The 13,316-nt window shown below is 47.8% G+C and carries 14 protein-coding genes; 10 read left to right on the top strand and 4 right to left on the bottom strand.

What is annotated here, in order from left to right:
- Positions 1-48 precede the first annotated feature (48 nt).
- The 3 genes from smpB to BQ7367_RS00995 all read left to right on the top strand — a co-directional run bounded on the left by smpB (position 49) and on the right by BQ7367_RS00995 (position 1,904).
- Positions 49-513, top strand: a complete 465-nt coding sequence (gene smpB / locus BQ7367_RS01005) for an SsrA-binding protein SmpB (protein ID WP_072523767.1) — start codon at positions 49-51, stop codon at positions 511-513.
- Positions 510-1,346 carry an NAD(+) diphosphatase gene (gene nudC / locus BQ7367_RS01000; protein ID WP_072523766.1) on the top strand — a complete coding sequence of 279 codons (837 nt, stop codon included), beginning with the start codon at positions 510-512 and terminating at the stop codon, positions 1,344-1,346. The genes smpB and nudC overlap by 4 nt, the downstream gene beginning before the upstream one ends.
- Before the next feature lie 135 nt (positions 1,347-1,481).
- Positions 1,482-1,904, top strand: a complete 423-nt coding sequence (locus BQ7367_RS00995) for a bacteriohemerythrin (RefSeq protein ID WP_072523765.1) — start codon at positions 1,482-1,484, stop codon at positions 1,902-1,904.
- A 73-nt stretch (positions 1,905-1,977) separates the two neighbouring features.
- Here the strand turns inward: BQ7367_RS00995 and BQ7367_RS00990 are convergent, their stop codons facing one another.
- Positions 1,978-2,529, bottom strand: coding sequence for a flavodoxin family protein (locus BQ7367_RS00990; RefSeq protein ID WP_072523764.1), 552 nt, complete (start codon positions 2,527-2,529; stop codon positions 1,978-1,980).
- A 145-nt stretch (positions 2,530-2,674) separates the two neighbouring features.
- Between BQ7367_RS00990 and BQ7367_RS00985 the strand changes: the two genes are divergently transcribed.
- The gene (locus BQ7367_RS00985) at positions 2,675-3,007 is read left to right on the top strand and encodes a winged helix-turn-helix transcriptional regulator (RefSeq protein ID WP_072523763.1); all 333 of its coding nucleotides are present in this window, start codon (positions 2,675-2,677) and stop codon (positions 3,005-3,007) included.
- 76 nt (positions 3,008-3,083) lie between these two features.
- Here the strand turns inward: BQ7367_RS00985 and hydG are convergent, their stop codons facing one another.
- From hydG to BQ7367_RS00970, 3 genes are read right to left on the bottom strand one after another with little or no spacing between them, the layout of a single operon-like run.
- Complete coding sequence (gene hydG, locus BQ7367_RS00980) at positions 3,084-4,505, bottom strand: [FeFe] hydrogenase H-cluster radical SAM maturase HydG (RefSeq protein ID WP_072523762.1); 1,422 nt, start codon at positions 4,503-4,505, stop codon at positions 3,084-3,086.
- 52 nt (positions 4,506-4,557) lie between these two features.
- Positions 4,558-5,658 (bottom strand): [FeFe] hydrogenase H-cluster radical SAM maturase HydE, encoded by a 1,101-nt coding sequence (gene hydE, locus BQ7367_RS00975; RefSeq protein WP_083588839.1) that lies wholly within the window; start codon positions 5,656-5,658, stop codon positions 4,558-4,560.
- Positions 5,655-5,903 carry a TM1266 family iron-only hydrogenase system putative regulator gene (locus BQ7367_RS00970; RefSeq protein ID WP_072523761.1) on the bottom strand — a complete coding sequence of 83 codons (249 nt, stop codon included), beginning with the start codon at positions 5,901-5,903 and terminating at the stop codon, positions 5,655-5,657. Before BQ7367_RS00970 ends, hydE begins: the two co-directional genes overlap by 4 nt.
- Before the next feature lie 428 nt (positions 5,904-6,331).
- Here BQ7367_RS00970 and BQ7367_RS00965 point away from each other — a divergent pair, with 428 nt between their 5' ends.
- The 6 genes from BQ7367_RS00965 to BQ7367_RS00940 all read left to right on the top strand — a co-directional run bounded on the left by BQ7367_RS00965 (position 6,332) and on the right by BQ7367_RS00940 (position 13,234).
- Complete coding sequence (locus BQ7367_RS00965; protein WP_072523760.1) at positions 6,332-6,601, top strand: acylphosphatase; 270 nt, start codon at positions 6,332-6,334, stop codon at positions 6,599-6,601.
- A gap of 101 nt (positions 6,602-6,702) precedes the next feature.
- Positions 6,703-7,497: a pyrroline-5-carboxylate reductase gene (gene proC, locus BQ7367_RS00960; RefSeq protein ID WP_072523759.1), complete on the top strand. Its 795-nt coding sequence runs from the start codon at positions 6,703-6,705 to the stop codon at positions 7,495-7,497.
- A gap of 102 nt (positions 7,498-7,599) precedes the next feature.
- Positions 7,600-8,295, top strand: coding sequence for an anaerobic ribonucleoside-triphosphate reductase activating protein (locus tag BQ7367_RS00955; protein WP_072523758.1), 696 nt, complete (start codon positions 7,600-7,602; stop codon positions 8,293-8,295).
- A 257-nt stretch (positions 8,296-8,552) separates the two neighbouring features.
- Entirely contained in the window at positions 8,553-10,922 is a 2,370-nt protein-coding gene (locus BQ7367_RS00950; RefSeq protein WP_072523757.1) for a ribonucleoside triphosphate reductase, read from the top strand.
- A gap of 6 nt (positions 10,923-10,928) precedes the next feature.
- The gene (trxB, locus tag BQ7367_RS00945; RefSeq protein WP_072523756.1) at positions 10,929-11,834 is read left to right on the top strand and encodes a thioredoxin-disulfide reductase; all 906 of its coding nucleotides are present in this window, start codon (positions 10,929-10,931) and stop codon (positions 11,832-11,834) included.
- A 197-nt stretch (positions 11,835-12,031) separates the two neighbouring features.
- A complete protein-coding gene (locus BQ7367_RS00940; RefSeq protein ID WP_200786675.1) occupies positions 12,032-13,234 on the top strand; it encodes an IS256 family transposase in 1,203 nt (400 codons plus the stop codon).
- Positions 13,235-13,316: the final 82 nt, after the last annotated feature.

Genomic DNA, 13,316 nt, shown 5'->3' with positions numbered 1-13,316 from the left:
GGACCGCATAAGAAGGTGCCCGTCAGGGCGCGCAGTGAGGAGAGCATTATGGCTAAGGCAGAGGGAAAACTGATCGCCAACAATAAAAAAGCATATCATGATTATTTTATTCTGGAGAAATATGAGGCGGGGATCGTCCTCCACGGCACGGAGGTGAAGTCTCTGCGCATGGGGAAATGCAGTATCAAAGAGGCATTCATCCGGGTAGAGTCCGGCGAGATGTTTCTGTATGGGATGCATATTTCCCCGTACGAAAAAGGAAATATTTTTAATAAGGACCCGCTCCGGGTCAGAAAGCTGCTCCTTCATAAAAAGGAGATCAACAGGATTTTCGGGAAGATGAAGGAACAGGGGAATACGGTCATCCCCTTAAGAGTCTATTTCAGCGGAAGCCTGGTCAAGGTGGAGATCGGGCTGGCAAAGGGAAAGAAGCTCTACGACAAGCGGGATGACATTGCGAAAAAGGACCAGAGGCGGGAGGCACAGAGAGAATTTAAGGAGAGATGGAGATGATCCAGGATATACAGCCGCATCATTTGTTTAATCAGTACAGACCGGTTCCGCCGGATGGAGAAAGTTTCGCGCTGTACTATGAAGAACATGCGGTGCTGGTGAAAAGAACCGAAAACGGGATCGAGTTTCCCAGGTTCCGGGAACTGGAACGGCTCAATGAGGATCTGTACGAAGATTACATATATCTGTTTTCCGTAGACGATATGCGGTACTATCTTGTTCGGGAGATCAACAGAGAACCGGTTTCTGAGTATACGATGGAGAATACGCAGATCTTCCGGACAGCGGATCCGCAGTATCATGCGTTTGCAGGCATCACGGGATATCAGCTCTATAACTGGTATAAAAACAGAAAGTACTGCGGAAGATGTGGAAGCCGCATGAAGCCGGATGAGAAGGAGCGTATGCTCCGCTGTCCGAAATGCGGGAATATGGAGTTCCCGAAAATCTGTCCCGCGGTTATTATCGGAGTGACAGACGGGAACCGGATCCTGATGTCCAAATATGCGGGCCGGGCATATAAAAAATACGCGCTTCTTGCCGGTTTCACCGAGATCGGTGAGACTGTGGAGGAGACGGTAGCCCGGGAAGTCATGGAAGAAGTAGGACTGAAGGTGAAAAACATCCGGTATTATAAAAGCCAGCCGTGGGCATTCAGCGATACACTCCTGATGGGATTTTACTGTGATCTGGACGGAGAAGATACGATTACTCTTGACAGAGAGGAACTGTCTCTGGCAGAATGGTTTGAAAGGGAAGAGATACCGGTAGAACCTTCCAGGGACAGCCTGACCAATGAGATGATCATAAAGTTCAAAAGAGGAGAGGTCTGAACCGGAGAGATGCCCGCAGTAAAGTGGTTTAAGGACGTGCTGCCCGGAGTGCGGCGGTCATAAACATATGGCTGCAAAGTGACGCGGCCAGAGACAGTCTATCAACAACAGATTTATTCAAGGAGGTAAGATACGATGAGAGCAGAATTTGATGAGAGCCTTGTAACGGGTAATGAGATGATCGACTCACAGCATAAGGAGTTGATCGACAAGATCAATAAGCTTCTGGACAGCTGTGAGACAAGCAAGGATAAACTGGTGGCGGTAAAGACGCTGGATTATCTTGCGGATTACACAGAGTTTCACTTTGGAGAGGAGGAGAAACTCCAACAGTCTATCAATTATCCGGGGATTGCGGAACACAAGAAAGAGCATGACAAACTGAGAGCAGTGGTCCAGGATCTCTATACAATGCTGGAGGAAGAGGAAGGACCTTCCGACGCTTTCGTTGAGCAGGTGAACCGGAATGTGATCGAGTGGCTCTACAGACATATCAAGGGGTTTGATCGCTCGGTGGCGGAATATAAATTTATGAATGAGAGCAGTGAAAGATTATAGACAGAAATGGAGAGAATCTGTTATTTACGTGAAGAACGGAACCCTGAAGCGGATTCCGTTCTTTTTTCTGCCGTCAGCTGATGGATTTTCCAAGATTAAAGGCCTGCTGAAGTTCCGGTTTCCCGTGGATATCCCCGATGTCCCCGTTTCCTCCGGCCAGGATATGGCCAAGGTTTTTCCAGCGCAGATGCTCCAGAAGATGACCATAGTAGAGGAGCACATCATCGAAAGCATGTCCCTCTGCGGCCATCAGCAGCGCGCCGGAGCGGCCATGGCCTCTGAGCAGATTGCCATCTCCCTCTTCCAGAGCAAACAGCCGGTCCACAGCCGTGCGGATCTGTCCGCTCATATTCCAGTAATACAGCGGAGTGGCAAATACAATCACATCGCATGCTTTCACCGCCGGATAAATTTTGTCCATATCATCTTTCTGGACACAGGGACATTCCCGGCTGCTGTGGCCCCCGAAGCAGCCTTTACAGCCATGGATATCCATATCGTCCAGGAAGAATTCAATTACCGTATTTCCCGCACTTCTGGCTCCCTCCGAGAATGATTTTACAAGCAGGGAAGTGTTTCCATTTCTGCGGGGACTTCCGTTCAGAATTACAATTTTCTTACTCATATCATAAGAGCCTCCTTATCTTTGTACTTGATTTTGATTCATATAGATACTATAATCATAGCAAGAATATAACATAAAACAAGTACGCACATTTAAGTAATGTACTTACAATAGAGTTTAATACTTACTAAAAGGAAAGTATAAGATGAGCAGAAAATGTATATCCGACGAGTGTCTGAGCAATACTGGTTTCAGCTATACCCTGTCCCTGATCAACGGGAAATATAAAATGACGATCCTCTACACGCTTATGGAATTCGGAGTTGTACGGTTCAATGAGATGAAAAGATATATCGGTGAGATTTCCTATAAAACTCTCAGTTCCACACTGAAAGAATTAGAGGCGGACCGGCTGATCAACCGGAAGGAATACCCGCAGATACCGCCGAAGGTAGAATACAGTCTGACCGAAAGAGGAAAATCACTGATCCCGATCCTGGACGGGATGTGCGAGTGGGGAGACCGGAACCGGTTATAATAATCTTTATTATATTATGGAAAAACAGGCCGAAACATAAATATGGTTTCGACCTGTTTTTTGACTGTTTTTATATTCAGAAACGGAAATCCCGGCGATTGTCCTGTTCAATTAAGCGCAGATTTTCGATCACTACTGCCCGGGCTTTTTCATTGGGGACATTCAGTACTTCTTTGTCGATCAGTCTGTCGCCGATGGCTTTTGTCTCCGGTGATGCATAATCCATCAGGTATTCTTTTAAGGTCATCAGCGCGTTGGGATGGCAGCAGTTCTGGATCTGCCCGCTCTTGCACAGCGACATGAACCGGTCTCCGGTGCGCCCTTCCCGATAGCAGGCAGTACAGAAGCTGGGGATATAGCCCATCTCCATGAGCCAGCGGACGACTTCGTCAAGGGTCCGGGTGTCGCTGACGTCAAACTGTTCGGATTTCGCGTCGTCCGGTTCCGGTTCACAGTATCCGCCTACGCTGGTCCTGGAGCCTCCGCTGATCTGGGAAATGCCCAGGTGAAGCACCCGTTCCCTAGTCTTCTGATTTTCTCTTGTAGAAATGATCATTCCTGTGTAGGGTACAGCGATACGGATGCAGGCCACGATCTTGGCAAAGGTGTCGTCGTCGATCCCGTTGTCAAACTGATCTGGATCGATATCATCGGCGTGTTTTAACCTGGGTACACTGATCGTGTGGGGACCGACGCCGAATGCGGCTTCCAGATGTTCCGCGTGCATGAGAAGGCCGGCGAACTCATAACGGTATTTGTCCAGGCCGAACAGAACGCCCAGTCCTACATCGTCGATGCCGCCTTCCATTGCCCGGTCCATTGCCTCGGTGTGGTAGTTGTAGTCGTGTTTCGGGCCGGTGGGGTGGAGCTGGAGATAGCTTTCCTTGTGGTAGGTCTCCTGGAAAAGGATGTAGGTTCCGATCCCGGCTTCCTTCAGGAGACGGTAGTTGTCCACCGTTGTGGCAGCGATGTTGATATTGACCCGGCGGATCGCTCCGTTTTTATGTTTGATGCTGTAGATCGTCTCAATGGACTTCAGATAATAGTCCATGGTATTGCGGACCGGGTCCTCTCCGGCCTCAAGAGCGAGACGCTTGTGTCCCATGTCCTGAAGCGCGATCACCTCCCGGCGGATGTCCTCCTGGGAGAGCTGCTTGCGGGGAATGTGTTTGTTCTTTGCATGATAGGGACAGTAGGTGCAGCCATTGATACAATAGTTGGAAAGGTACAGCGGCGCGAACATGACGATACGGTTGCCGTAGAAATCTTTCTTGATCTGTTCTGCCAGTTTATAAATCTCCTGATTTTTCTCCTCTATAGGACAGGCAAGCAGGACGGATGCCTCTCTGTGGGACAGGCCTTTTCTTTTTTTCGCCTTCTCGATGATCGAATCGATGAGCTCGATGTTTTCTTTGTTTTCATCGGCGTAGGCCAATGTTTCAAGGATTTCTTCGTGGTTGATAAAATCATCCGCGCATTTTGAATTTACGTCGTACATAAAAATTTCCTCCTTTTTTATATATTTTTCGTTTTAGGTGTATGGTCTGTGGCTAAAAATTCAGAGAGTCACCCCTGTCCACTTTAATGTGATAACCGATGGACCTCATGCGGGAGTCCAGATTTTTCAGGCTTTCGGCGGCTTCATCTCCGGTGCAGATCTTGTTGTCATACAGCAGATATTTCTCACGGACTGCCGGCGGGGAAAGGTTGGGCATGACCACATTTGCTCCTGCCAGGATTCCTTTTTCCCGGCCCTCCGGGGAGATGGTGCCCAGAGCTGTCGTGGAGGGCAGCAGGACCTTCGGAAGGAGCAGACGGATGAGGCCAAGCATAAAGAGCGTCAGTTCCATGGTTCCGGCCGGCTGGTCTGCGAAAGGAGTGTCATGATGTGGGATAAAGGGACCGATTCCTACCATCTGCGGATCCAGTTCCTTCAGAAAAAGCATGTCATCTGCCAGATTTTCAGGAGTCTGAAAAGGAGACCCCACCATGAATCCGGTTCCCACCTGATAGCCGATCTCTTTCAGGTCCCAAAGGCATTTCTGCCGGTGGCGGGCGGTCAGTTCCGGAGGATGCAGACTGCTGTAATGCCTGGAGTCGAAGGTCTCATGCCGCAGCAGGTACCGATCAGCCCCTGCCTCAAAGAGCAGCTGATAGCTTTCCCGGGAACGCTCCCCCAAGGAAAGTGTGATGGCACAGTCCGGCCAAGATGTATGGATGGAAGATACGATGTCCGCCATCCGTTCGTCGGTATACCAGCTGTCTTCACCGCCCTGCAGAACAAAGGTCCGGAATCCCAGCTGATAGCCATGCTCGCAGCAGGACATGATATCTTCCTTTGTCAGTCGGTAGCGCTGGGCATTTGCATTGCTCCTGCGGATGCCGCAGTACAGACAGTCATTTCTGCAGTAGCTGGTAATTTCGATCAGGCCGCGGATATAGACAGCGTGTCCATAATGGCGGATCCGGATCTTCCGGGCCTTCTCAAACAGATATTCCGCGAGAGCCGGGCTGCGCTCCCGGATGAGTTCTGTCCATTCGTCTCTGGTGAGGGAACGGGTCAGCTCCAGCTTGTCGACCAGTTCTCTGGTCCTTTCGGGGATTTCAGCGGGAGTGATATTTTCAGGTTTGTTCTGTTTTAAGAGATTCATATATTTTTTCCATAAATGGTCTTTGTGCTGATCCCGGGCAGCATCCCCAGTTTGCCCGAGAGAGCGCTGATCACATTATTTGGCGCGTCCATGGCGACACTGATCACATGGATTCCTTTTTCCCGATAAGGGATTCCCATCCTTCCGATTACATATTCGCCATATTGGGTCAGAAGATGATTTAACTCATCCACAGATTCCCTGGATTCCAGGATGATACCGATGAGGGCGATCCTTGTCTCCATTTTTTCATCCTCCTTACATACATGTACGGATATACTCGTTTTATCCGGCAGACGTTGTCAGTCTGACGTTTTTACGGACGGTCCTGACAGAGTGGAAAAGGAATCAAAGATACAGAAAACTGTGAGATGAATAAAATGAATATACATAGAAGAATAAATGAATACAATAAAAATGCGCCATATGGCGCACACATATCCAAAAGAAGGGCTCATACCCGGGAAATCTTTTCAATATCTGCGCCTTTTCACTCAGGAAAGACAGAAAAAGTCTTCCTTTGCGGTCAGAACGAATGTCTTTGTCTAGTATAACATGGCGCGGACAAAGATACAATAAGACTTTCATTGATTTTATCCTCTGTTCGGGATAAAATAAGTTCATAGGCCAGAGAGGCATTTTGCATTGCAGGTCTTAATTATGGAGGCAGATCATGTCGGAAGTAAGAAAACATATCGTGTTTTATGGACGGGTCCAGGGAGTGGGGTTCCGCTATACTGCAAAATATATGGCTCAGTCGCTGGAACTGACAGGATGGGTCCGCAATGAACCGGACGGGACAGTGACAATGGAAGTCCAGGGGCGGGAAGCACTTATCAATAAACTGCTGTCAGGGTTAAATAACAATCAGTTTATTTCCATTGAATGGATAGACACAGAAGAAATCCCTCCGGAAGAAGAAAGAGGATTTCGAGTCACGTAGAATTGTGAACAAATTATTAAGAGGGCCGTGTACTTTTTAAAAGGGGCCTGACCCCTTTTCTCAAAGTATTCAGAATATTATGAAAACAGGAGGCAGGAAAGATGAAATTGGGATTTATTGGAACAGGTAATATGGCAGGCGCGATCATAGGGGGAATTATTAAAAACAGAATTTTTCGACCGGAGGAGATCATTGGCGCTGATGTTTCAGAAGCCGGGCTTCAGCGTGTGAAGGATACATATGGTATTGAAGTGACAGATAACAACAGGAAAGTCGCTGCGGAAGCGGAAGTTCTGGTGCTTTCTGTGAAACCCCAGTATTATGAAGAGGTTATCCATAGTATTAGAGACTGTCTGCGCAGGGAGCAGATTATTATAACGATCGCTCCAGGCAAGACTCTTGCATGGCTGGAAGAGCAGTTTGATAAATCAGTGAAGATCGTTCGTACGATGCCAAATACACCGGCTCTTGTAGGGGAGGGAATGACAGCTGCCTGCGCGAATGAAAATGTAACAGAAGAAGAGAAGGAATACGTTTTGAAAATTCTCAGTTCATTCGGAAAGGTAGAGATGATACCGGAGCATCTGATGGATGCGGTAGTTGCAGTGAGCGGAAGTTCCCCGGCTTATGTGTTCCTGTTTATAGAAGCTATGGCGGATGCGGCAGTATCAGAGGGAATGGCAAGACAGCAGGCTTATCTTTTTGCGGCTCAGGCTGTTTTGGGAAGTGCGAAAATGGTATTAGAGACCGGAAAGCATCCGGGAGAACTCAAAGACATGGTATGCTCTCCGGCGGGAACTACCATAGAGGCTGTGCGGGTGCTGGAAGAGAAGGGGATGCGCAGCGCAATTATTGAAGCAATGAAAGCCTGTGCAGAAGTTTCCAGAAATTTATAATAAATGTCTGATAACTTTGAAAAAAGGGGACAGGCACCTTTTAAAAAGTACCTGTCCCCTTTTGAAAGAATCGTCAGAAAAATCTGAATAAGGAGAAGCTATATGGATATTCAGGGACTGCAGAAACTGACTTTATTAGATTATCCGGGAAAAGTAGCCTGTACAGTATTCCTGGCGGGATGCAATTTCCGGTGTCCGTTCTGCCACAATGCGTCTCTTGTGACACATGTGGATCCGGCAGATCATATTCCGGAGGAGGAGATACTGGCATTTTTAAAAAAGCGTTCTGGTGTGTTGGACGGAGTGTGTATTACAGGTGGGGAACCTCTGCTTACACGAGGGCTGGAAGAGTTTATCCCTAAGATCAAAGAAATGGGATATCTGATCAAGCTGGACACAAACGGCAGTAATCCGGAGATGCTGAAACATCTGGTAAGGAAAGGAACAGTTGACTATGTGGCAATGGATGTGAAAAATGTTCCGGAAAAGTATGGAATGACTGTCGGGATTGACGGTTATAATCCTGAAAACATCCGGAACAGTGTGGATTTTCTTCTGACTGGAGAGGTTCCTTACGAGTTTCGGACCACGGTGGTACGGGAATTCCATAAGAGGGAAGACTTTGAGGGCTTGGGGAAATGGCTGACCGGCGCGCGGAGATACTATCTTCAGGGTTTTGTGGACTCGGGAGACTTGATTTGTCCAGGGCTGCGGGCATATACGGCAGATATTATGAAGCAGGCTCTTGAGATCGTGAGAAAATATATTCCCGGCGCGGAACTTAGAGGGGTTGAATGAAAAACAAGAAAAACACCAATATCTAGTATTTATATCTTAAAATAAAAACTAGATATTGGTGTTTTTGTATTGACATAGCTTCCGGGGAAGTGATAGAATAGATTCAGACTCACCCGGAGATGCAGAACCTGCTATCAGAAGGGAATTTACGTACGGCTGAAAACAAACATACACAATAAGTCTGAAAGACAGGAAAAGGCTTAAGCGGACAGTAAAATGAACAGATGAAACAAATGAAAAGGAAGGGGACAGTAGTTATGTATCAGGTCAAGAAACGAGACGGCAAGATCACAGAATTCAATCTGGCGAAGATCGGTGAAGCGATCCGCAAGGCTTTTGAGGCTCAGGAGAAGAATTATAATCAGGATATCATTGATATGCTGGCACTGAAGGTTACAGCAGCTTTTGAGCCGAAGATCAAGGAAGGCCTGATCGCGGTGGAAGACATACAGGACAGTGTGGAATCTGTCCTTATTCAGGCAGGATATGACGATGTGGCAAAAGGATATATCCTGTACAGGAAGCAGCGGGAGAAGATCCGTAATCTGAACTCTACACTTTTGGATTATAAAGAGATCGTCGACGGATATGTAAAAGTTACAGACTGGCGTGTAAAGGAGAACTCCACAGTCACCTATTCGGTGGGCGGGCTGATTCTGAGTAATTCCGGAGCCATTACAGCCAATTACTGGCTGTCGGAGATCTATGACGAAGAGATCGGAAAAGCGCATAAAAATGCGGATATCCATATCCATGACCTGTCCATGCTCACCGGCTACTGTGCAGGCTGGTCTCTGAAACAGCTGATCCAGGAAGGACTGGGAGGTATTCCCGGAAGGATCACATCTGCTCCGGCAAAGCATCTGAGCGTGCTCTGCAATCAGATGGTGAACTTCCTGGGCATCATGCAGAACGAATGGGCAGGCGCGCAGGCATTTTCTTCATTTGATACCTATCTGGCGCCTTTTGTGAGAACAGACAACTTAAGTTATCCGGAAGTGAAAAAATGCATCGAGTCCTTTGTTTATGGAGTAAACATTCCGTCCAGGTGGGGCACACAGGCTCCGTTTACCAACATTACTCTGGACTGGACCGTGCCCAATGACCTGAAGAATCTGCCGGCGATCGTAGGTGGAAAAGAGATGGATTTCACCTATGGAGACTGCAAGAAAGAGATGGATATGATCAATCGGGCATTCATTGAGACGATGATCGAGGGAGACGCGCAGGGACGTGGATTCCAGTATCCTATCCCCACCTATTCCATTACCAGGGATTTTGACTGGTCTGAGACAGAGAACAATAAACTTCTCTTTGAAATGACCGCGAAATACGGCACCCCGTATTTTTCCAATTATATCAACAGTGATATGGAACCGACGGACGTGCGCAGTATGTGCTGCCGTCTGCGTCTGGATCTCAGAGAACTCCGTAAGAAATCCGGCGGGTTCTTCGGAAGCGGCGAGAGTACAGGGTCGGTCGGCGTGGTCACGATCAATATGCCGAGGATCGCATATTTATCGGAGAACGCGGAAGAATTTTATAAGAGACTTGACCGGATGATGGATATTTCGGCTAGGTCTCTCCATACGAAGAGAACGGTGATCACAAAACTCCTCAATGAAGGGCTGTATCCTTATACCAAGAGATATCTGGGGACATTTGAAAATCATTTCTCGACGATCGGGCTGATCGGCATGAACGAGGCGTGCCTGAACGCGAAGTGGATCCGTCAGGATCTGACGCATGCAGAGGCACAGGAATTTACAAAAGAAGTGTTAAACCACATGAGAGAGAGACTGTCGGATTATCAGGAAGAGTACGGCGATCTGTATAATCTGGAGGCAACTCCGGCTGAATCCACTACGTATCGGCTGGCGAAACATGATGTGGAACAGTTCCCGGATATTATCACAGCGGCAGAGAAAAATGGAACGCCGTATTATACCAACAGTTCTCATCTTCCGGTGGGATATACGGCAGACGTCTTTGAAGCGCTGGACATTCAGGATGAGCTCCAGACGCTGTATACATCAGGGACTGTATTTCATACATTCCTGGGAGAGAAGCTTCCGGACTGGAAGTCTGCGGCATCCCTCGTACGGAAGATCGCGGAGAATTACAGACTTCCCTATTATACAATGTCACCCACTTATTCTATCTGTAAGAATCATGGATATCTGACGGGAGAGCAGTTTAAGTGTCCGATCTGCGGTGAGGAGGCTGAAGTTTACAGCAGGATCACAGGATATTACCGGCCGGTGAAAAACTGGAACGATGGGAAGACGCAGGAATTTAAAGAACGTAAAGTTTACGATATCAGTAATTCGCATATGCGCCCGAGGACGAAGGCGGCAGCCGCAGAGGCAGAAAAGGCACAAGTGGAGGACAGCGAGACAAAGACGCTCCTCTTTACTACTAAGACCTGCCCCAACTGCCGGGTAGCTACCAATTCTCTGGAAAAAGCACATATTTCATATGAAATAGTGGACGCAGAGGAAAACAGGGATCTGGTTGAAAAATACGGAGTTATGCAGGCGCCTACTCTGATCGTTGTAAAAGACGGAAAGGTCACGAAGCTGGCGAATGCGTCCAATATAAAAGATTATGCGGAAAAGGAAGGCTGACAGACTATGTATGATATAGGGATCATCGGAGGCGGGACCGCGGGAATGACTGCCGCCATCTACGGCCAGAGAGCCGGGAAGAAAACGGTCATTATCGAGAGCGGAGCGTTTGGGGGACAGATCACATCGTCTCCCAATGTGGAGAATTATCCGGGCATTGCCAGTGTCAGTGGCAGTGAATTTTCTATGAATCTTCTGGACCAGGCGGTGAAGCTGGGCGCTGAGACAGAGATGGCGCAGGTGACCGGGATCCGTGATGAGGGCGCGGTGAAGGTGATCCGGACTTCGGAAAAGGAATATCCCTGCAGGAGCGTTATTCTGGCGACCGGAGTGACCCACAGACATCTGGGGGTGCCGGGGGAAGACCGTCTCTCCGGGTCAGGCGTATCCTACTGTGCTACGTGTGACGGCATGTTTTTTCGCGGAAAAGATGTAGCGGTAGTAGGCGGTGGAAGCACGGCCCTTCAGGATGCGGAGTTCCTTTCAAATTACTGCAGCAAAGTGTATCTGATCCATCGCAGAGATGAATTTCGGGGCGAGGAGAATATCGCAAAGCGTCTCAGGGAAAAAACCAATGTAGAGTTTGTATTGAGCTCTGTGGTTAAGGAGATCATGGGAGAACAAATGGTGGAGAGGCTTCTCCTGAACGATAAAAAGACGGGAGAAGACTTTGAATTGCCGGTATCGGGAGTCTTCATTGCAGTAGGACAGATCCCGAAAAACGAACCGTTTTCCGATGTGGTAAAGCTGGACGGCGGTGGATTTATACTGGCTGCTGAGGACTGCGTTACTTCCTGCCCCGGGATCTTCGCTGCGGGGGACTGCCGGACGAAAGAAGTCAGACAGCTGACGACAGCGGCAGCCGACGGGGCCGTGGCAGCGCTGGCCGCATGTAAATATATTGCTGAATAGAGCTGTGGATTAAGGAAACTCTAAAAGGGACTGCTGTGTTAATTTGAACCGCTCCCCGTCAAGTAGACAGTGAAAAAATAGGGAGTATCCCAAAGTTTGTGTAAACCTTCAAACTGATGTAAGATAGACTTACCAGTTTGGAGGTTTATTTTATAGCAAGAAAAAAGGATACCCCACAAAAAGCAGCCCTTCGAGAAATGATGGGTAACTACATGAAAGAAAACAATGTTAAAGTCAAAGATGGGACAGATGTTAACTCCATCATGCGGGATATGATGTCCATCATTCTGGAAGGTGCTCTGGACCAGGAGATGGACGAGGAATTAGGCTATTCTAAGTATGATTATCGTAACAAGGAAACGGATAATTCCAGAAATGGACATTCTCAGAAGACAATGCATACCAGCTATGGAGACATGGAAATCGACATCCCCAGGGACAGGAAAGGCGAGTTTGAACCGCAGATTGTCAAGAAATACCAGAATACCGTCACTCAGGACATGGAGGAAAAGATCATCTCCATGTATGCCAAAGGAATGACCACAAATGATATTGAAAGCCATATGCGTGAACTGTACGACATCGAAATCTCTGACAGCACTATTAGCCGGATCACTGATAAGATTCTTCCCATTGTGAAAGAATGGCAGGAAAGACCATTGGAAGAAATTTATGCTGTGGTTTTCATGGATGCCATCCATTATCATGTGCGCAATGAAGGACGGATTGTAAAACGTGCAGTTTATATCGCCATTGGGATTGACATGGAAGGACATAAAGACGTGCTTGGCATGTATGTTGGACAAAATGAAAGCGCGAAATTCTGGCTTTCTATTTTGAACGGGCTAAGGAACCGCGGAGTAGAAGATATCCTGATTGCATGTGTGGATGGGCTGACAGGATTTCCTCAGGCAATTGAGGCGGTATTTCCCCAGACAGAAATCCAGCAATGTATCATTCATCAGATTCGGAATACCACGAAGTTCGTTTCCTATAAGGAGATCAAGCCCCTGATGGCTGATCTGAAACGTGTATATGCAGCTCCAACAGAAGAAATCGCATTAGCAGAGCTGGACAGCTTTGATGACAAATGGAGCGGAAAATACCCGAAAATAGCGAAAACCTGGAAAGATAACTGGGCGAATCTTTCGACTTATTTTAAGTACCCGGAAGCGGTCCGCCGTCTGATCTATACCACCAATGCAATCGAGGGATTTAACCGCCAGCTCCGAAAGGTCACAAAATCTAAGACAGTGTTTCCTTCTGATGAGAGTCTCTTAAAAATGCTGTATTTAGCCATGATGGATATCACGAAAAAATGGACAGGCCACCGGCAGGATTGGGGGCAGATCCATTCGCAGCTGGAGATTTTCTTTGAAGAAAGACTATCCGGATTATAAGCAGCTTTCCGTCTGAGAGGGCTGGATTAGCCAGCCCTGCTTGACATGTCTGGAAACTGCATTATAATACAAGCAAGGGCAG

This window comes from Clostridium sp. Marseille-P3244 (genome assembly GCF_900120155.1).
GTDB lineage: Bacteria > Bacillota > Clostridia > Lachnospirales > Lachnospiraceae > Mediterraneibacter.
This window is presented reverse-complemented; position numbering and strand designations above follow the sequence as displayed.